Consider the following 19816-nt stretch of genomic DNA (forward strand, 5'->3'; position numbering starts at 1 on the left):
CATAACAAATAAAAAGGCCCAACCTTTCGATTGAGCCTTTCATCCATTACCTACTCCTACTTAGCCGATTGCAGAAATGCTTCATAATTATCTTTACTTTCAAAATAAGCAACCTCATCATGATCTCCAATCAAAACAATATAAGCATGAGCTTTATCTACACTTTTTAAGCTGTGGGGGTCGATTGCTGCACGGACTGCGGCATCGTTGGGGATTCGTTCTTTACACATCTCGCAACAACCATAATACATCTTTCCGTCATGCGGAACTTCCAACTGTTGCTTCCCCATATAAGCATCATTGACCATACACACCAGATTATTGGGCACCTGATCTCCTTTTTGAGGTGTAGAATTGCCCGTAACATGATTATCAGCAACCTTCGTTTGTGTTGGTATACCACTCATTACGTCCGTCTCTTTCGGTCTTTCATTATTACAGGATATCAATACAATGGCAGCCAGAACCATCATCGTTATTTTATTAAATTGTTTTACCATGATTTTACTTATTTTATTTGTTTGGGATAACTGTTCCATCCTGTATTTCTTCATTACCCATTTTAAGAATAACATCTTTTTCATGCAGTTCGCCTAGCACTTCCACCATATCAGTCATGATACGACCTTTACTCACGGGAATCTTTTTCGATTTACCTCCTGCTACAGCGATGATATAAATTCCCAAATTGCTATCTACAATAGCTGATTTTGGAACAAAGAATGTCGCCTCATTATTTTGTAGAGCAATTCGTGCTTCAGCAATCATAAAAGGTTTCAGCGCATGATTGATATTGATGAAATCAGCTTCTACTTTTTCCGAACGTAATTTTAGATCGAGACTTCCAGATTTTCGACTCACCTTAGCGAAGTATTTATGTTGAGGTTGGGATCTTACATAGAACTCGATTGTATCACCAAGCTTAATATAGGGTGTATTCGCTTCCGGAATAGAAAGTTTCAATCGCATTTTGTGGATGTTTTGAATGATCAATAAAGGTGCATTACCCATGGGACCAACATAAGCTCCTAGGTCGACACTCCTTTCGGTGATAACACCGTCGAAAGGAGCTCGGATAACCAGGTAATCATCTATATTTTGGAGCTCCTTATAAGCAGATTCAGCAGCAGCCAATTGAGCCTCATCGGCCAATTTACGAGCTGTTATCTGATCCATAGCATCGCGAGCGATAGCACCTTGGGTTTCATTCGCCTTAATCATGCGGTCGTAAGTAGCCTTTGTGGAAAGATAGACTGCTTGCTGTGCCTTGAATTTAGCTTTAGCATTAGCAACCTGCGATTGTATCTCTGGGGCTTCTAAAGTCATCAAAACTTGTCCCTGAGATACCCGATCACCGATGTCGACTCGTATATTTTTAACGTAACTATTGATCTTGGCAAATAGCTCCGTGCTTTGATCTGGCTGCAGCTCACCGGCCAATTTCAAAATCACCAATGGATTCGTTTTTTTAATCAGAACCGTTTCAAAAGGATTCATCATCATATTTCCCATTTCGGTCTTCTTTTCTCCTTTTTGCTCTTTCTTAGCGTCAGTACAAGACATGAAAATAAGTGCCGATGCTGCTGTTATATATATTAAGTTTTTCATTTTTTTATTCTAATTGTTAAAATGCACACTATTTTCATCCTCTGGGTCTAGGGATGGTGACTGAACTTTACTTTTACCCAGTATCCAAGCAAATACTAATGGTAAGATGATCAAAACAGAAAACGTAGAAGCGATTAACCCACCGATTACTGCTCTTCCCAAAGGTGATACTTGATCGCCCCCCTCTCCAAAACCAATTGCCATAGGTAACATACCCGCTGTCATCGCTAAAGTTGTCATGATAATCGGCCTAATTCGGAGACTCGTTGCCGTCAATGCAGACTGCATGGCATTCTGGTTTTTCAGGCGTAATGTCTCTGCATTACTGATCAATAACACAGCATTGGCTATGGAAACTCCAACAGCCATGATGACACCCATATACGACTGCATATTGATGGTCGACCCTGTCAATTTGAGGAGTATCAATGATCCAAACACAACAAAAGGTACTGTTGTTAAAATCGTTAGTGATACTTTGAAGGATTGAAAATTAGCCGTAAGCATCAAGAAAATGACAATAATAGCAATCAACAAACCATTGGCAAGACTCGCCATCGTATCATCTAGAACTGGAGACATTCCGGCAACCTGTATGTTGACCCCTTTAGGCAACTCACCTAAAGACGCTATTGCCGCCTCAACATCCTTTTGAGCTCTCGCTAGATCAGTTTGATGCACATTGGCAGTGACTGTCGTATAACCCATCGTTCCTAAATTGTAACTTTCACCAAGTTCCTTGACTGGCGTTATAGTTGCTACATCCCCCAAAACAGGTCTATCCGAATTCCTAGCAAGTGGAATATTGGCCAATTCATCTTGACTGTTTAATATGTTTTGAGGCATTTGTACTTGCACATCATAAGCAATACCCATCATACCACCTACCCACATATTTTTGCTCGTATACCTTGAGGATGCGGTACTCGCTACCATAGACTTTGCAATATCTTGTGCATCAAGCCCCAACTGAGCGGCTCTATTTCGGTCGATATTAATTTCCAAAGCGGGATAATTCATTGATTGTGGAATTTGCAGATCACGTAGATAATCCAATTCCTTTAGCTTGCCCATTAATTTATTCGCAGACATCGCATTCATCTTTTTCATCATTCCTGAAATACGGACTTCAATAGCTGTGTTCGCTCCCTGACTCAGTATCTTTTCGGTGAGCTCAATCGGTTCAAAAGACAATTTAAGCTCGGGCATTTTCTTTTGTATATGATTTCGAATCTCATCCTTCAAAAGATCTGCGTTACCTTTAAAGTCTTTCAAAGCCACTTGCAATAGCGCTTCATGTGGACCAGCATTATAGAGGTATATTGGACTTACGGCAAAGGTTGAGGGGTGTAAACCTACATAAGCTGAAGAAATAGCAATATTATCTTTTCCAATCAGCGCGTTCAACTCCTGTAATACCGCCTTTACTTTTTCCTCAGTCTTTTCTATCCGCGTTCCTTCAGGTGCCGTAATACGGACTTGAAACTGACTTGAATTGACATTTGGTAATACATCTTTACCTGTGTATTGATATAAAATACCCACAAGACCCATAATCAAAATCATACTTGAAGAAACGACCAAATTCTTATGTTGCATTAATTTTTGTAAAAAATTGCTGTAGCGTACTTTAAATCTATCAAAAGCGGTTTCTTTCTGTTCTTCCTCTGCTACATGATTGTTTTTCATGATCCAGTTGGCCATGATGGGCACAAATGTTTGGGACATGAGATAGGAGATTATCATGGAGAAACCAATGGACAATGCCAAAGGCATAAACAATGACCCTGGTATACCCGTCATGACCAAGGCAGGTGCAAATACAGCGAGGATACAGAGTAAAATCAATAATTTAGGGAAAGCGATTTCCTGACAAGCATCCCATATAGCCTTTGCCTTATTTTTTTTCAGAGCAAAATGCTGGTGGATATTCTCAATGGTCACCGTACTTTCATCGACCAGAATACCGATTGCTAAAGCTAATCCCGACAAGCTCATGATGTTGATAGTCTGTCCGAATAATTTAAGAAAAAGTACCCCCGAAATAATGGATATCGGAATCGTCAGAATGACGATAAGTGCAGCCCGTCTATCCCTTAAGAATAAGATAACCATCAGGCCCGTTAACAATGCTCCTAATATTCCTTCTATAATTAAACTTTTCACCGCATTGATGACATAGACAGATTGATCGAATTCATAGGAAATATGCACATCTTCGGGTAAGTTTTTCTGAATATTAGGGATGACCTTCTTTAAGTTTTGGACTACATCATAAGTCGATGCTTTTCCTGATTTGGCGATATTGATATATACGGATCGTTTACCATCAATAAGCGCATATCCAGCCGTGATATCGGCACCATCTTTTACAGTTGCTACATCTCGAAGATACACGTTGTCTACCTGACCTTTAAATAGCGGGATATCACCAAATTCTTCAACATTTTTCAACGTATTATTGGTTGGTGTCAGGTAATTAATATCATCAATATATACATTCCCGGATGGAGAGGTTATATTTTGTCGACTTATTATTTCCACGATTTGCTCTGGTGATAGTTGATGCACACGAAGCTTATTTGGATCTATATTGATTTCTATCGTCCGCGGACTCCCACCAAATGGTGGAGCTGTTGTCAAACCCGGGATAGCAATTAGAAAAGGACGTGCCGTAAAATTGGCAATATCCTGCAATTGATTATTAGTTTTCGTCTCACTTCGAAAAACCAACTGCCCCACGGGTTGCGATGAAGCATCAAACCGGATAATGAATGGTGGTGGAGCACCATGTGGTAAAAACACCTGTGAGCGATTGGATAATGCCGTCAGTTGAGCGATAGCTTCGCCCATTTCCGTTCCCTCATAAAAGTTAACTTTCATTAAGGTCAATCCTTGCGTATTTTTCGTTTCAATACTTTTTATACCATTTGTAAAAAGCATCATATTAACGTACATTTTGGTGAAATAGCCTTCCATCTGCTGCGGTGTGTATCCGTTGAAAGAGTGCGCTACATAGACAACTGGTAAATTCATCTCTGGAAGAATATCTACTTGTATTTCTTTTGCCGCTCTAATTCCGAAAAATAAAAGCCCCAACACCATAACCATAATGGAAATTGGCTTGCGAAGTGCAAATCTGATTAAATTCATTCTTGTAAAATTAGTATTGAGTCGCTTTTAATAAAATGGAAATATCTCCTTGAGCCGATGCTAGTAATAGCAGCGCTTGCCACACATTATTTTGGGCTATTTCATAATCAATTTCTGCCCTATTCAAACTGTACAAAGCTTGTGTAAAATCGACCAGATTTGTTAGTCCATTTTCATATAGCGCAGTATGTTGTTTGTATGCTACCTGCGATGCCGTGAGTTGTACCTTGGTTTCCTCCAGATTATCACTTGCATTTTTAAATTGCTCTTGAGCCAATCCAGTTTCTGCAAGCAACTCCTTTTGCAATAGTGCAAAATCCTGTTTTAAAGCAGCAGTTTGGAATTGCTGTTCTTTAACTTTACTATTAAAACGGAAGATATTCGTCAGATTCCAACTCAATGTCCCACCCAACAGATAATTGCTTCTTTGAATACCTGCACCTTTCAGGTAGGAAGAAGAGTAAGCTGTATTATCTTGCACGTAATTCCAATCAAATCCAGAACCACGTGCTTGTGCAACTGCAAATAGATTGAAATTAGGCATTTTATGACTTCGGATAAACTGTTCGTGCTGTTTGCTTTTTTCTATCCTACGTTGTTGCCATTCCAATGCCGGATGATTTTTAACGACTGAAATATTGCCGTCCAATTTCATCACAGGCACACGCGTATTGTAAAGACTATCCAATTCGTAGGATTGAAATTTATCATTGAGTAGCACTGCAAGATTTTTGGAGAATGCCAATTCTTTATCATAAGCTTTGATTTCTAGCGATTTGGCATGCGACACTTCTGCCTTAGCTAATGAAGCGTCCACTTCTGGTATCAGTCCACTTGTTGCCCTGCTATCTGTCATCTCAAAGAATACTTGGGCACGTTCCGTATTTTTCCGTTGTACAAATTTGAGTCTTTGACTTGCCAGTAAATTGAGATATGCAGCCGTGACCTTAACTTGATGTTCAAAGACAACCTGGTCCATATCGGCTACTGCAACACCTTCTTTAGTAGTTGCTAATGCTATCTGATGTTTTCGTTTCCCAAAAGTAAATGCATTCCAATTGATGTTGGCAAAATACAGCGACCCAAATGCTGCATTCCAGTTTTGTTCTGCCAGAGGCATGGAAGTTGCCGCTGATCCCAACCCACTATGAGCATATAATGGCCCGTTCTGTGCGTTGATTGTGCCAAAACTTTGTTGTGCCCCCAAGGTCAAGTCAGGTAGGTATTGTTTGTTTTGAAAGATTGTATTCTGTGCGGTGGATTGCACAATGATCTGTTTTGATTTTATTTTATCATGGTATGCAATAGCACGTTCTAGCGCATCAGATAAGTTCAATACTTGCGCGAAACTCGAAGAGTTTAAAGCAAACAAGAAACTGATTGATGCCATGAATTTTAGATTCATAGACAAAAAATTAAAAATTATACATAAAGAATGAATAGCATATCACAGTCAGTCGGATATACTTAATATCGAATTCAATACCTATATTTTTAAATTCTGTAAATACAGTTTAGGATATAAAGCGGTCTATTAAAAAGCGGGATTTTGGCAGACGAATAATAGTTATGGTTAGAAGCCGTTAATAACAATCCTTTATCAAAGACAGCTCCTAATGTTCTATTGGGAATAGCATCGCCCCAAAACTTAACCGAAAACTTAAAACTAGACTGTTTCTTGGCTGCCTCATCGGTTTTAAAGACCAGAGCCTCTATTTTACAACAATCTTTCTTTTTCTTGTCTAACCCCTTTTCTTTAGCAACACAAATCGCACATGGGCTATTGGGGTTATCGTTGATATTCGTCAAGCTGATTTGCATCATAGCAGTTCCCTTGCATAAATGTGCATACTGGGTAAAGCCCGAAGACAGCACCAGATATGCCATGGAAAGGAGTATGACGAGTATTTTTTTCATAATGTTACCGCAAAGCTAATCTTAAACTCCCCTTCACTATTTGCAATATTATGGTTAAAACTTGTAAAACTTTAAGATTTCCATAGGTAAATCCATAGATCTAGATATGGGTAAACCACTAGGAAAATACTCCGCTTATTCCTCTAAAGGATTTAGGATTATTTTTAATCTTAAAAAAACATTACTATCTTTGCTTCAGAAATCTCAAAATCAAGCACATCCATGTAATCAATAATTTCTTTTTGCAAAAATAAAAATGTAAGCATTTATAATGCTTACCATCCTCTATGCATCAAAAAAAGAAATTATGCTTATTTTACAAAATATTTCCTATCAGCATCTCAATAAAGATGTACTGTTTCGTAACATCAATCTGAGTATACAAGACAATAAAAAAATCGCTCTAATTGGTAACAATGGTGTCGGCAAATCCACCCTATTAAAGATAATTGCTGGAGAACTGCAACCTTCGGAAGGCCAAATTAGTATTTTAGGTAACACCTATTATGTTCCCCAGATATTTGGACAGTACAATCACCTCACCATTGCTCAAGCTTTAAAAATTGAATCAAAATTAGCAGCATTAAATGAAATATTATCAGGTATTGTCACAGAAGATAATTTAACGACTCTTGACGACGATTGGAATATTGAAGATCGCTGCCAAGAGGCATTGCGTTATTGGAACCTGTCACATCTGGACCTGCAACAAAAATTGGAATCGTTGAGCGGTGGACAAAAAACTAAAGTCTTCTTAGCAGGAATCAGCATTCATCAACCTAATTTGATCTTACTCGATGAACCCAGTAATCAGCTCGATGCTAACCATCGTGCATTGTTATATCAACTTATTCGAGATACTTCATGTACGATGATATTAGTAAGCCACGATCGCTCTTTATTAAACCAACTTGATTCCATCTACGAATTGAGCTCTTCAGGACTGGTATACTATAATGGTAATTATGACTTTTACCTCGAGGAGAAAAATTTATACCTCGAAGCGCTGCATGGAAACGTCAAGCATCTAGAAAAGGAAATTCGGAAATCAAAAGTCAAAGCTCGCGAAACGATAGAGCGTCAACAAAAACTAGATGCACGAGGTAAAGCCAAACAACAAAAAGAAGGTGTTTCAAGGATAATGATGAATACGCTACGCAATAATGCTGAAAAAAGCACCGCCAAATTGAAAGATACACATAGCGAAAAAAACAAGGGATTATCAGAAGAGCTACAAAGCTTGCGTATGGAAATCCCCGATAGTGATAGGATAAAATTTGGTTTAGCAGACTCCGCATTACATCCTGGAAAAATACTCTTCAAAACAAGTCATCTCAACATGCGTTATACGGGCCAATTGCTATGGAATGAAGGGTTGAGTTTCAGTATCTCCAGTGCCGAACGTATTGCCCTAAAAGGAAAGAATGGAGCTGGTAAGTCTACACTAATACAGATCTTATTACAAAAAATTCAAACCTATAGCGGTGAACTATACCGTGCCGAACATACATCTGTCTACATCGATCAAGATTATTCAATGATTGATCATAAATGCAGCATCTATGATCAAGTCCAACAGTTCAATAATACGGGATTACAGGAACATGAAATCAAAATCCGTTTAAATCGATTCCTATTTGCGAAGGAAAGCTGGGACAAACCTTGTTCGAGCTTGAGCGGAGGTGAAAAGATGAGACTTTGTCTATGTTGCTTGACCACCTATAACATAGCTCCAGATCTGGTAATCATGGACGAACCTACCAACAATTTAGATATCCAAAATATTGCGATCTTAACTGCAGCTATCAAAGAATATCGTGGTACATTATTGATTGTGTCACACGATGATTATTTCTTAAGTGAGATTAATATTGAACGTGAAATCAACCTTTAAAATAAAGGAATCTAATCCATTATCTCAAAAAATCGAATCACATAAATGAAGATTTAATACAGATGTGTAGAAAAGATTCTTTTATATGTGTAACATTATTTCACTTTAATAGACTAACACAGCACTAACACTTTATAATATGAAAAAAATATCATTTTTGGCTATCATTGCTTTTATTGTAGCCACAATTTCAGTTCATGCTCAGGAGAAACACCCTGTTATGGAAAATTTCAGGAAATGGGTTGAAGAAAGACTCCTATTTATTGGGGACTTTACACATGATGTGTGAAGAAGATTATAGTTTAAAAGATAAAATCAAAAACCTGATTCCATTGGTAGACGTCCTGACTCTTGAAGTGAATATTGGCTCAGAAGAAAATAAAGCGATAATCCCTGAAATGATGAAGCCAGATACCACGTTTCTAAAAGGGTTGACACCTGCTGAATTAGCAAAGGTAGATAGTATACTGACCTCACAACAGCTATCTATACGGATGCTTGACATGATGTCGCCAGCAGTATTTGTATCCATATTAAGCTTAAAAACGTTGAATTGTAGTGATCCTCGGAATATTAAAACAATGGAGGTAGATCTGCAGAGCATGGCTACAGCAGCAGGCAAAAGAATAGATGATTTAGAAACACTGAAATTTCAGATGGATATGCTGAACAAAATGTTTCAAGCCTCTGATCTCGTTACCTATTTAAATATGATGGATGATATGCCAGCCATATCTAAGAAAATGGTTACAGCATATCAAGCAGAAAATCTGAAAGATTTAGAAACAATCATTTATGACAACAGCTATCTGTCCAAAGAAGAGCAAGCTGATTTCTTGACCAAGCGCAACCAAGATTGGATAACCAAGATGCCTTCAAAAATGCAGGAGTCGTCTAATCTCTTCGCGGTTGGTGCCGGACATTTAGTTGGTGACAAGGGGTTAATCAAACTATTGTCCGCGAAAGGTTACAAGCTCTCTCCTATTTTCTAGTTATGGCAAAAAATAAAACAAGAGCAACTACAAATTCTGTTGCGGATTTTATTGACCAAATACTGGATGAACAGAAGAAATCTGACAGTCTTAGACTCGTGGAAATAATGTCGGAGATTACGGGGCAACCTGCAATACTCTGGGGACCCAGCATCATCGGTTTTGGCAGCTATCATTATAAATATGCAAGTGGGCACGAAGGTGATGCTCCATTAATAGGATTCTCTCCGCGTAAAGCAGCTATTTCCCTTTACATATGTAGCTGTGATGAAGATAGTGAAAAATCAAACCTAGCGGGTTTAGGTAAGTTTAAGATGAGCAAAGCTTGTGTCTATATTAAAAGACTGTCCGATATAAATGCGGATATGTTGTCCAAAATAATAAAGGAAAGCATAGCATCAGTAAAAAGAAAATACCCTTAAAAATAAAAAGGCGAAAGATATAATCTTTCGCCTTTTGGGTAAATGATGGGGCTCGAACCCACGACCCTCGGTACCACAAACCGATGCTCTAACCAACTGAGCTACATCTACCGTGATTGTTTGTGCTACAAAAGTAGATTTTTATTTGATATCCTCCAAATGTTTTTAAACAAAAAATCCTCATTACAACGTATCGTAATGAGGATTAAGCTATTATTTTTTGAATGATTAGATCATTTCAACACTACGCTTCACAAATGAAGTTAATGCTGCTCCTGTAAGTAATCCTCGCGACAATAAAGCCAGGTCAAAAGCTTGTTTTGCCAATTCAGATCCCTCCTCATCAGAACTTGATAAAATCCGTTTCACCAATGGATGGTTACCGTTTACAGTCACTTTATAATTATCAGGTAAGCTACCGTAGAAATTCATACCACCATTCGTTTTAGCCATATCTTTCATACGACGCATGAACTCATCGATCGTCACCGATACAGGTAATTCATCTGCTGATAAAGCATCCACTTCAACTTTCATATCTGGACGGCTGATTGCTTTTTCGAATATCGATAAAGCTTGTTTAGATTCCTCTTCAGAGATTGATAATTCTTGTTTCTCATCTTTTTGAATCAACTTATCAATGACGTCAGCATCCACACGTTTCAACTGCACTTTTTCACCACCTTTTTGTTCCAAATAAGAAGTGATGTGTGTATCTAGCGGTCCATCTAATACCAATACATCATAACCCTTCGTTTTTGCACTAGCGATAAAACTATCTTGTTGTGCTGTATCATGAGTATATAGATAGACAACGTTACCATCTTTATCAACTTGAATATCTTTTACCTTTTCGTAATATTCTTTGATCGTATAGCTCTCTTTATCTGTGTTAGTCAATAAACAGAATTCATTTGCTTTTTCAGCAAATTTTTCGTCGCTCAGCATACCGTATTTGATAAACATGCCGATATCATTCCATTTTTCTTCAAATCCTTTGCGATCTGCTTTAAAAATTTCCTGCAACTTATCTGCTACTTTCTTCGTGATATAGTTATTGATCTTTTTCACGTTACTATCCGCTTGCAAGAAGCTTCTCGACACGTTTAAAGGAATATCTGGTGAATCGATAACCCCATGTAACAACATCAAAAATTCAGGAACAATATCTTTGACCTCATCTGTGATAAAGACTTGACGAGAATACAATTTGATTTTGTTACGTTGAATTTCTAATTCGTTCTTGATTTTAGGGAAATATAAAATTCCAGTCAAATTAAATGGATAATCAACATTCAAGTGGATCCAGAATAATGGCTCGTCCATTGAATATGGATATAGCTCTTTGTAGAATGCCAAATAATCCTCGTCTTTCAACTCAGAAGGCGCTTTTGTCCAAGCTGGGCTTGTGTTATTGATGATATTATCAACCTCTACAGATTTATATTTCGCTTTTCCCTCTTCATCTTCACCATCAGGCTCGGTAGTCGTTTTTGTACCGAAACGAATGTTTACAGGAAGGAAACGAGCATATTTATCCAATATTTCCTGCAAGCGGGACTCGTTTAGAAACTCTGCTGATTCCTCATTGATGTGTAATGTGATATCCGTACCACGTGTCGTACGAGTACCCGTAGAGATTTCGTAAGAAGTACTACCATCACATGTCCAATGTGCCGCTTCAGCTCCATCTTGGTAAGATAAAGTATCGATTTCCACATTATCCGCTACCATAAATGCTGAATAGAAACCCAATCCAAAACGACCGATGATTTCATTCGCATCATTAGCCTCCTTGAATTTTTCCATAAATTCAGTTGCACCTGAAAATGCAACCTGATTGATGTATTTTTTGATTTCATCTGCAGTCATACCAATACCATTATCAGATATGGTGATTGTTTTAGCTGCCTCATCAAGTTTAACATCAACAAGTAAATCGCCCACTTCTCCTTGGTATTGACCTAAAGAAGCTAAACGTTTGATCTTTTGAGATGCATCCACCGCGTTGGAAATTAATTCGCGTAAGAAAATCTCGTTATCAGAGTATAAGAATTTTTTAATGACAGGAAAGATGTTTTCCGTGTGGATTGAAATAGATCCTTTTTCTGTGTTCATATATATATTATATTTAATTTCTTAATGATTCAACTGTTAATTATCAATCCATATTCCAAACGAGCACTTTAGGACAAGATGTCACATTTTAACACTAAAAATCTAACTTTTGTCATTTCACGTATGCAGATGCCTTATTTAACCGGTCTATTATTGATGCGTAATCGCATACAAAGCGAATGTGCCCAACCAATGCGACCCCATATAGTCATCATTGCTGATGTGGGGCAAGGAGAATGCGAGATGATTTGTTGCTTGGTCATGTAAATGATGAAGTTCAGGCAATTTTGATGCGATTCCATTGAGGCAAGTCGCCCGACTGAAATTAAGCCCATCCAAATGCACCAATTTACCATCTGTGCGATCTTTGACAATACCCGGCTCAAGTTTAAAATCTTTTGCAAACAGATCTGGCATAAAACCCTTCAGCCAGGTTCGATAGTCTTCTTCTGGTAGAATCTTAGCCATCACAAGTGCCTGCTCCAGGCAAGGTGAAAGGAAATCAGTACCACTTGGTTCAAAAGCTATGGAGCATGATTTATCCTTCATGAAAAGACGTTTAATATGTTGCTCAAGCACTGATTCAAATGCAGAGTCTTGAACCGTTCTTGCATAGTCTATCGCTAGGTTAAAACCAAAAGCCGAATTATCATGTTGTCCAGAACGGATTGGATAGACTAATTTAGGTAAGTATTCTTCATAACGCTTGACCAGTAAATTTGCTAAGGGTTGTAAAGAAGCAGCCCATTTTTCGGCTTCTGGATCTTTCCATGTCAGCAGCTCAGCCTGTAGCTGTAAAAGCCATGCCCACCCATAGGTACGTTCGAAACTGGTATTGTTCGCATCCAAGAAAAAGGCAATCTCCTGTTCTACATGAGCTGCAGTTAGCTTATCATTTAAAATCAATCGTGCTTGCTTACTTTCAGCCAGATCCGGAAAAGTCTTCAGTATCTTTACGATGGACCAATACCCATGTACGGAAGAGTGCCAATCAAAACATCCATAAAAAATAGGATGCAATTGTTTCGGTGACTTAAGGTCCTGTGCCGACCCAATGACCTGTCCCAATTTATTCGGATATTCGGTTTCGAGACAATGTAACGGAAGTGCCATAATCCGCTTAGCCTCAGCAGTATCTAGTAAAACAGCATTTTTCGTCGTGTTCTGAAGGTTTGATGGGTTGTTTTTAGCGCCATTATCGCAAGACAATAATACCGAGCAGGCAAAAAGAGTTAAGAATATTCTGGACATTTTTAGGACATTAATTTAAAGCTAAAAATAACAAAAAAAAGCTAAAATCCGTAGATTATAGCTTTTTCAATAACAGTTTCATGTTCCTGTTACATCTTGGCGTCCATTAATTTTTCAGCCTTGCCTTTCGGGCTGTCCACCTTCATCTTAATGACAAATGCCCTATCCGTTTGAAATGTATGGGGAACTACAATATCATAATAGGTGTTTTTATCCAAATCGATGCCCAGATCCGCGTGTTTCACTTCCAATACCTGTCCGTTGGCCAATAAGGTAGCTGTAACAGGCACCTCGGTCGCTGTCTTTGGCACCGATATGCGCACGATATTGTTAATCGGTCTATTGAAAATAGTTAAATAGAGATTATCTTCCTTTTTGGTGAAATATCCCAACTTAGAATTGGTCATTCCAGCATGACGAGCACCATATATCGCCTCACCGTTAACCTTCATCCAATCTCCAATTTCCTTTGCCAATCGATCTTCCTCTGGGTGCATATTCCCCTGACCATCAGGTCCAAAATTCAACACAAAATTACCACTTAATGAGGCGGAATAGACGAGCATGTCTAAAAGATCATCTGTTGTCTTTGTATAAATACCTGACCAGTCCTTCATATACCCCCAACCATTTGGCGGGATAGTCATTACACAGTCCCAATCACGACCTTCCAACCATGTGATATCTCCAGGCAATTTACGCTCCCAACCCTGTTCATAATCACCCAGCATCTGGCCATTCGAATCAAAGTGACGCTTGCCATATTCATCATTTCGGAAACGCGAGCCAATAATCAATCCGGGGTGTTTTTCACGGAGTTTCCTGCTCCAGTTTGTAGGTAAAATCATAGGACTTAATCCAAGATTGATCCCAAGTGCCATCAAACCAAAAACCTTTCATCTGTGGATAATGTGTCATCAACTCCAACAGTTGGTTACGCGTATAATTCAGAAATCGGTCGAATTTTTTCTTTTCTGCTGCTGTCTTAGGTTCTTTACCCATATAGTCAGGGTTGTTCCATTCCATTACCGAAAAATACAAGTAGACATCTATTCCTTCGGCCGTATAGGCATCGACAACTTCCTTGACGATATCTTTCTTATAAGGTGATTTACTGATATTATAGTCTGAATACTGCGTTGGCCACATCGCAAATCCATCATGATGCTTAGTCGTGAAAATCAGATATTTCGCACCCATTTCTTTCGCTTGTTTGGCCCATCGCTTGGCATCAAAATCTTTTGGATTAAACTGTTTATATAAATTATCATAGGTTTTTACCCAATCTTTCGGAGTATCAGGTCCTCTCCAAGCCCGTATCCATTCGGAAGCTGCAGCGCCTCCGCGAGCACTTACGCCCTCCCACTCATTACCCGGAATTGCATATAATCCCCAATGTATAAATTGACCAAGACCATAGTTTCGAAAGGCTACCATAGCTTCATCATCGCGATTAGGAGGCGATAGCGGGCCGTATTTAATCTCCTTCAATTCGGTAGATTTAGCCTTAGGGCCAGTCCATTGTGCATGGACAGTAGCAGTCGCAACAAGTAAGGCTGTGGCTAGTAAAGATTTTCTTAGCAAACGATTCATATCTATTAGATTACGCAGGGTTATCACTTTTAAATAATAAATATATTGATTTAGGTAGGTATAGGAAATGTTTAAAAGCATGCAAACGATTGTTCCAAAGACGAAAACGTTAGCGTAATGAATAGATTACAAATTAAGATGTGCGATATCGACTGATTAATTGTTCGACCAAATCAGGAACAGCGTCCGAAGCGGAGCGCTCTATCGCATATGCTTTCCTAGGTATACGAGTGGTATTGATCTGTTTATCGACAACATAAAGATCGCATCTATGGGTGATGACTTCAACCAGACTGGCCGCAGGATAAACCTGTAAAGAAGTTCCGATTACAAGCATGATATCTGCAGCCTGGGCAATTGCTATTGCCGTCGGCATATTCGGGACTGATTCACCAAACCATACAATGTTAGGACGCAACTGCGAACCTTTATCACATAGATCCCCCATCTTGATTTCATGGCCTATGACCGGATATAACATACTCTTATCGACCGATGAGCAAGCTTGATCCAATCTTCCATGCAGGTGTAATACGTCAACAGATCCTGCGCGCTCATGCAACAAGTCGACATTCTGGGTGATGATTTGTACATCAAAATATTTTGCGAGTTGCACTAAAGCATCATGAGCGGCATTTGGCTTAGCCTCCATCGCTGTTTTTCTGCGCTTATTGTAAAAATCTTGTACCAATTCAGGATTTCGATACCAACCATCGATACTTGCTACTTCAGACACATCATGGCCCTCCCATAAGCCATTGGCATCACGAAAAGTTTGAATACCACTTTCTGCTGATATTCCGGCCCCAGTAAAAACGACGATCTTTTTTCTCATATGACAACGTATTTGTGCAAATTACCAAGTCAACACCGAATCTTGAAAATTGATTGGCAATGCTAGTTTTATGGAATCATTACTACTGATTGCTTTATTGTTTGAAGCGATAAAAGCGCGTTCAAAATTCACAAATAGCACATTAGGTATATGAAGATCTAAGGGTGACTTCGCTTTCAGGATATACCGATTATTTTCTAAGCTTAGATGCTTATAAATCCGAAAAGCAACCACCTTGGCTTTAACTTTTTCCATTCCCTCCAGTTTTTTTATATCTGTACCATCATGCATGTAAGATTCATCAAAATACATAAAGTGGTTTGAATTTGCCAATTCTTTCAAGTCTAGACGCCCGTCAAGCACAGCCTGTGCAAGTGAGTCGGCCTCTGCTCGCTGTACTTGAGTACCATTTCCGTTATGGCAAGATAAAAAAAATACCGCAAGTAAAGGTGTTAAAATATATTTCATATGCATAAAAAAAGAGGCAATTTTTAATTGCCTCTTTACAAATCTATAAATTACTTTCAATAGCACCTACCTTTTCTCGATACAATTCAATTGGTTTATCCAATAAAACCGCGATCACGGTCATTCGCTTGTCCAGTCGTTCTTTCGGTACATCGATATATACGATACCAGGAGTAGAACTCCAATAGAGTTTATTGAAGATATCATGTCCTATCATTGACCCCTCTCCAACGATACGAATACGTGCGATCGTATTTTTAAGCCCCTTCAGTGCGATAGGCCCAGTTGGGGTACCTTCCACAAAAAGAAATAGCGTTTGCTTATCTTTAGATAAAGCACTTAATCCCGCAAAATGACCATTAGGTAGGCCAGCTTCAGCATCGTGCAATACTTCTGCATTGTTGGCAACCCACTCTTTTACATCAGGTGAAGTAAACTTCAGTTGCTTATCCAATAAATCGCCGTCCGAGCTGATTTTTCCTTTAAATAGGTTCGCTCCCAGATTTGTGTACTTGCTAATTTCTGCAATCGTCTCTTCTACCTGCCCTTGTTTAACTATCGTATTTACATCAGGTAAGGCGTTTGCCTTGTTTTTATTAAACTCAGGCTTTTGGTCAAATGTGATGGCTAAGACGGTTACAGTTGGGTCAAAGTTGCTGGTAGGAAGATTTAGACTCAGGGTATTGTCTTCGTACTTCATAGCTATTTTTTCGTTGTTCCCAACAAATTTAACCGAAGTAGGTTTTGACTGTAATCCCTCTAATACCAATCTATCTTTAATTTGGTCAAGATAGATATAAAGTGTCTTACCATCTTTAGAAAAAGCATTTTTATCCGTTAGAAATTGGGCATCAAGACCAGCACGTGTACCGTAGATAGCCTCTTTATACTTTGATGTCCATCTTCCCAATTCTTGCAATACTTTCACCTGTTGTTCTGGGATAGTACCATCTGCTCGTGGACCGATATCCACCAATAGGTTACCTCCCATGGCGATACAATCCACCAACGTGCGAACGATCATGTTTGGCGACTTATAGTGCAGATCAAAAGGCTGATAGCCCCATGAGTCATTCATCGTATAGCACAATTCCCAATAGCGTGATTCAGGACGTATTACAGGAATACCTTGTTCTGGAGTATCATAATCACCAAAATGGTTCAATCTCGAATTGATGATGATATTGGGATTATATTTACGGAGCTGTGCCAATGTTTCGGTAGAACGCCACTCTTGATCATTATGCTCCCAATCGCCATCGAACCAAATTAAATCAGGTTTATAGGCTTTTGATAATTCTTCCAACTGCCCTTGATAGTAGTTAACAAACCGATTCCAGCGTTTCGCATCATCAGCCACTGCATAACGTTTTTTAGTTCTTGTGTTCACGTCATAATCTGGGTGGCTCCAATCGGGTAGCGAATAGTAAAGACCTGTTCTCAGGCCTGTTTTCTGAAGCGCTGTAACAAATGGAGTCAGGACATCCTTTTTCGCTGCAGCATCTTTAGCTGTAGTAATCGCATCATTTTTTTTGCTATCCCAAAGCGATACACCATCATGATGACGTGTGGTGATAACCGAATATTGCGCTCCAGACTCATGGATTAATTTTGCCCATTCTTCTGGCTGATACTGATTGGCTGTAAAACCATCCAGTTGCTTCATGTAGTTGTCGTGGCTGATATAGTTGTTGAAAAAAGCCCAAGATTCAGAAATACCCTTCACCGAATAAATTCCCCAATGGATAAAAACGCCCAATTTGGCATCCTCAAACCATTCCATCTTTTTCTCTTCCTCTTGTTTGTTTTTATTTTCTTGTGCAAAAACGCTATAGCTAGATACCGCTAATAAAAACACAGCTAATATTGACTTCTTTCGAATCATAGTTTACTAATTGAGATATTAGGTTTTTAAAAAGTGAAAAGTAAGAAATTTATTTATGCAATTCAAACTTAAAGTCGCTATTTTGACTGAATAAATTATCTTTGTACTAATGATTGAATTATATACGGATGGTGCTTCAAGCGGTAATCCAGGACCAGGAGGCTACGGTACGATCTTAAGAACTATTTATACAGGTGATAACGAAGCGTATAAAGGAAAATTGATTGAAAAAGAGTTTTCTGGTGGTTTCCGCAAAACCACCAATAATCGCATGGAATTAATGGCAGTGATTGTAGGGCTCGAAGCCTTGAAAAATCTAAACCAAAAGGTAACGGTCTATTCCGACTCCAAATATGTCATCGATGCAATCGATAAGAAATGGGTATTTGGATGGATGCAGAAAGGATTTGCGGGTAAAAAGAATAAAGATCTATGGATTCGTTTGATCCAGGTGTACAAACTGCATCAGGTTCGGTTAGTATGGGTAAAAGGGCATGCCGGGCATCCCCTTAATGAGCGTTGTGACCAATTGGCCGTAAAGGCTGCCAAAGACAAATCTTGTTGGAAGATAGATTCGGTATTTGAGATGGAAGAAGCAAAAGGATAGGTTGTTCTAATTTAGTAACATAGAAAATGCCCCGAAAAGTAGCTAACTTTTCGGGGCATTTTCAGAATCTTTAAAATCCTAACTGATTTTTTTACAGAACAGATTATTCTGCAACGGTCTCTTTAGAAGCTAAATAACGCTCTGCTTCTAAAGCAGCCATACAACCAGTACCTGCCGCAGTGATTGCTTGGCGGTATACATTATCCTGTACATCACCACAAGCATATACACCTGGAATATTCGTCGCAGTTATATTTGGCTTAGTAATTAAGTAACCCGTTTCATCCATATCTAAGATACCCTTGAAAAGATCGGTATTCGGATTATGGCCGATTGCAACGAAAAATCCAGTTACATCCAATACCTTTTCCGATTGATCTTGGTTATTGAGTACACGTACACCCGTCACCACTTGACCATCACCTAATACTTCTAACGTTTCAGAGTTATAGTGAATCTCAATATTTGGCGTATTCAAGACGCGGTGAACCATTGCTTTAGAAGCTCTAAATTCATCACGGCGTACCAACATATGTACTTTAGAACACAGTTTTGCTAAGTAAGTTGCTTCTTCAGCAGCAGTATCACCCGCCCCTACGATAGCTACTTCTTGGTTCTTATAAAAGAATCCGTCGCAAACTGCACATGCCGAAACACCAAAACCATTATATTTCTGCTCACTATCCAATCCCAACCATTTTGCCGTAGCACCAGTTGCAATAATCACTGTATCTGCAGTAACGGTTTTGATTCCATCGATTTCAACCTGATGAACAGCACCGGAGAAATCTACTTTAGTCGCATATCCAAATCGAACATCGGTTCCAAAACGTTCAGCCTGCATACGCAGATCTTCCATCATAACAGGGCCTGTGATTCCTTTAGGGTATCCAGGGAAATTATCTACTTCTGTTGTCTGCGTCAACTGACCACCTGGTACCATACCTGTATACATAACTGGCTTCATATCAGCGCGAGCTGCATAAATCGCTGCTGTGTATCCCGCTGGTCCTGAACCAATGATTAAACACTGTACGTGTTCTATTTCTTGAGACATAAAATATTTATTTATA

Annotated in this window: 17 protein-coding genes and 1 tRNA gene; 4 read left to right on the forward strand and 14 right to left on the reverse strand. The window is 38.9% G+C overall.

All coding sequences use genetic code 11. The features are described 5' to 3' along the window. Window positions 1-56: 56 nt before the first annotated feature. The 5 genes from ACFX5U_RS11370 to ACFX5U_RS11390 form a co-directional block, all read right to left on the reverse strand. Window positions 57-500: a hypothetical protein gene (locus tag ACFX5U_RS11370; RefSeq protein WP_400263526.1), complete on the reverse strand. Its 444-nt coding sequence runs from the start codon at window positions 498-500 to the stop codon at window positions 57-59. Between the two features lie 13 nt (window positions 501-513). Then, a complete protein-coding gene (locus ACFX5U_RS11375) occupies window positions 514-1608 on the reverse strand; it encodes an efflux RND transporter periplasmic adaptor subunit (RefSeq protein ID WP_400263527.1) in 1095 nt (364 codons plus the stop codon). A 9-nt stretch (window positions 1609-1617) separates the two neighbouring features. Further along, window positions 1618-4761: an efflux RND transporter permease subunit gene (locus ACFX5U_RS11380; protein ID WP_400263528.1), complete on the reverse strand. Its 3144-nt coding sequence runs from the start codon at window positions 4759-4761 to the stop codon at window positions 1618-1620. Window positions 4762-4771: 10 nt separating this feature from the next. Beyond that, entirely contained in the window at window positions 4772-6166 is a 1395-nt protein-coding gene (locus tag ACFX5U_RS11385) for a TolC family protein (protein WP_400263529.1), read from the reverse strand. Between the two features lie 89 nt (window positions 6167-6255). Continuing rightward, window positions 6256-6678: an HYC_CC_PP family protein gene (locus ACFX5U_RS11390; RefSeq protein WP_400263530.1), complete on the reverse strand. Its 423-nt coding sequence runs from the start codon at window positions 6676-6678 to the stop codon at window positions 6256-6258. Between the two features lie 307 nt (window positions 6679-6985). Between ACFX5U_RS11390 and ACFX5U_RS11395 the strand changes: the two genes are divergently transcribed. The 3 genes from ACFX5U_RS11395 to ACFX5U_RS11405 all read left to right on the forward strand — a co-directional run bounded on the left by ACFX5U_RS11395 (window position 6986) and on the right by ACFX5U_RS11405 (window position 9986). Further along, entirely contained in the window at window positions 6986-8572 is a 1587-nt protein-coding gene (locus tag ACFX5U_RS11395) for an ABC-F family ATP-binding cassette domain-containing protein (protein WP_400263531.1), read from the forward strand. Window positions 8573-8769: 197 nt separating this feature from the next. Further along, window positions 8770-9564: a TraB/GumN family protein gene (locus tag ACFX5U_RS11400; RefSeq protein WP_400263532.1), complete on the forward strand. Its 795-nt coding sequence runs from the start codon at window positions 8770-8772 to the stop codon at window positions 9562-9564. 2 nt (window positions 9565-9566) lie between these two features. Then, the gene (locus ACFX5U_RS11405; RefSeq protein ID WP_400263533.1) at window positions 9567-9986 is read left to right on the forward strand and encodes a DUF1801 domain-containing protein; all 420 of its coding nucleotides are present in this window, start codon (window positions 9567-9569) and stop codon (window positions 9984-9986) included. A 37-nt stretch (window positions 9987-10023) separates the two neighbouring features. Here the strand turns inward: ACFX5U_RS11405 and ACFX5U_RS11410 are convergent. The 8 genes from ACFX5U_RS11410 to ACFX5U_RS11445 all read right to left on the reverse strand — a co-directional run bounded on the left by ACFX5U_RS11410 (window position 10024) and on the right by ACFX5U_RS11445 (window position 18136). Beyond that, window positions 10024-10097 (reverse strand) — tRNA-His (locus ACFX5U_RS11410). Between the two features lie 117 nt (window positions 10098-10214). Further along, window positions 10215-12104: a molecular chaperone HtpG gene (gene htpG, locus ACFX5U_RS11415; RefSeq protein ID WP_400263534.1), complete on the reverse strand. Its 1890-nt coding sequence runs from the start codon at window positions 12102-12104 to the stop codon at window positions 10215-10217. Window positions 12105-12254: 150 nt separating this feature from the next. Next, entirely contained in the window at window positions 12255-13355 is a 1101-nt protein-coding gene (locus tag ACFX5U_RS11420; RefSeq protein ID WP_400263535.1) for a DUF2891 domain-containing protein, read from the reverse strand. Window positions 13356-13444: 89 nt separating this feature from the next. Continuing rightward, on the reverse strand, window positions 13445-14203 hold the full coding sequence (locus tag ACFX5U_RS11425; RefSeq protein WP_400263536.1) for an alpha-L-fucosidase: 759 nt from the start codon (window positions 14201-14203) through the stop codon (window positions 13445-13447). Next, the gene (locus tag ACFX5U_RS11430) at window positions 14166-14948 is read right to left on the reverse strand and encodes an alpha-L-fucosidase (RefSeq protein ID WP_400263537.1); all 783 of its coding nucleotides are present in this window, start codon (window positions 14946-14948) and stop codon (window positions 14166-14168) included. The genes ACFX5U_RS11425 and ACFX5U_RS11430 overlap by 38 nt, the downstream gene beginning before the upstream one ends. Window positions 14949-15081: 133 nt before the next feature. After that, a complete protein-coding gene (locus ACFX5U_RS11435) occupies window positions 15082-15783 on the reverse strand; it encodes a Sir2 family NAD-dependent protein deacetylase (RefSeq protein WP_400263538.1) in 702 nt (233 codons plus the stop codon). Window positions 15784-15804: 21 nt separating this feature from the next. Further along, complete coding sequence (locus tag ACFX5U_RS11440) at window positions 15805-16251, reverse strand: hypothetical protein (RefSeq protein WP_400263539.1); 447 nt, start codon at window positions 16249-16251, stop codon at window positions 15805-15807. Between the two features lie 43 nt (window positions 16252-16294). Then, the gene (locus ACFX5U_RS11445) at window positions 16295-18136 is read right to left on the reverse strand and encodes an alpha-L-fucosidase (protein ID WP_400263540.1); all 1842 of its coding nucleotides are present in this window, start codon (window positions 18134-18136) and stop codon (window positions 16295-16297) included. A 109-nt stretch (window positions 18137-18245) separates the two neighbouring features. Between ACFX5U_RS11445 and rnhA the strand changes: the two genes are divergently transcribed. After that, window positions 18246-18743: a ribonuclease HI gene (rnhA, locus tag ACFX5U_RS11450; protein ID WP_038697783.1), complete on the forward strand. Its 498-nt coding sequence runs from the start codon at window positions 18246-18248 to the stop codon at window positions 18741-18743. A gap of 103 nt (window positions 18744-18846) precedes the next feature. Here the strand turns inward: rnhA and trxB are convergent, their stop codons facing one another. Continuing rightward, entirely contained in the window at window positions 18847-19800 is a 954-nt protein-coding gene (gene trxB, locus ACFX5U_RS11455; protein ID WP_038697781.1) for a thioredoxin-disulfide reductase, read from the reverse strand. Window positions 19801-19816 lie beyond the last annotated feature (16 nt).

Origin of the sequence: Sphingobacterium sp. SG20118 (assembly GCF_044740685.1) — a bacterium.
GTDB lineage: Bacteria > Bacteroidota > Bacteroidia > Sphingobacteriales > Sphingobacteriaceae > Sphingobacterium.

Bases quoted from the DNA above. Each gene is read 5' to 3' on its own strand.
- ACFX5U_RS11370 (WP_400263526.1), bottom strand. From the start codon at position 500: ATGGTAAAACAATTTAATAAAATAACGATGATGGTTCTGGCTGCCATT.
- ACFX5U_RS11375 (WP_400263527.1), bottom strand. From the start codon at position 1,608: ATGAAAAACTTAATATATATAACAGCAGCATCGGCACTTATTTTCATG.
- ACFX5U_RS11380 (WP_400263528.1), bottom strand. From the start codon at position 4,761: ATGAATTTAATCAGATTTGCACTTCGCAAGCCAATTTCCATTATGGTT.
- ACFX5U_RS11385 (WP_400263529.1), bottom strand. From the start codon at position 6,166: ATGAATCTAAAATTCATGGCATCAATCAGTTTCTTGTTTGCTTTAAAC.
- ACFX5U_RS11390 (WP_400263530.1), bottom strand. From the start codon at position 6,678: ATGAAAAAAATACTCGTCATACTCCTTTCCATGGCATATCTGGTGCTG.
- ACFX5U_RS11395 (WP_400263531.1), top strand. From the start codon at position 6,986: ATGCTTATTTTACAAAATATTTCCTATCAGCATCTCAATAAAGATGTA.
- ACFX5U_RS11400 (WP_400263532.1), top strand. From the start codon at position 8,770: ATGCTCAGGAGAAACACCCTGTTATGGAAAATTTCAGGAAATGGGTTG.
- ACFX5U_RS11405 (WP_400263533.1), top strand. From the start codon at position 9,567: ATGGCAAAAAATAAAACAAGAGCAACTACAAATTCTGTTGCGGATTTT.
- htpG (WP_400263534.1), bottom strand. From the start codon at position 12,104: ATGAACACAGAAAAAGGATCTATTTCAATCCACACGGAAAACATCTTT.
- ACFX5U_RS11420 (WP_400263535.1), bottom strand. From the start codon at position 13,355: ATGTCCAGAATATTCTTAACTCTTTTTGCCTGCTCGGTATTATTGTCT.
- ACFX5U_RS11425 (WP_400263536.1), bottom strand. From the start codon at position 14,203: ATGATTTTACCTACAAACTGGAGCAGGAAACTCCGTGAAAAACACCCC.
- ACFX5U_RS11430 (WP_400263537.1), bottom strand. From the start codon at position 14,948: ATGAATCGTTTGCTAAGAAAATCTTTACTAGCCACAGCCTTACTTGTT.
- ACFX5U_RS11435 (WP_400263538.1), bottom strand. From the start codon at position 15,783: ATGAGAAAAAAGATCGTCGTTTTTACTGGGGCCGGAATATCAGCAGAA.
- ACFX5U_RS11440 (WP_400263539.1), bottom strand. From the start codon at position 16,251: ATGAAATATATTTTAACACCTTTACTTGCGGTATTTTTTTTATCTTGC.
- ACFX5U_RS11445 (WP_400263540.1), bottom strand. From the start codon at position 18,136: ATGATTCGAAAGAAGTCAATATTAGCTGTGTTTTTATTAGCGGTATCT.
- rnhA (WP_038697783.1), top strand. From the start codon at position 18,246: ATGATTGAATTATATACGGATGGTGCTTCAAGCGGTAATCCAGGACCA.
- trxB (WP_038697781.1), bottom strand. From the start codon at position 19,800: ATGTCTCAAGAAATAGAACACGTACAGTGTTTAATCATTGGTTCAGGA.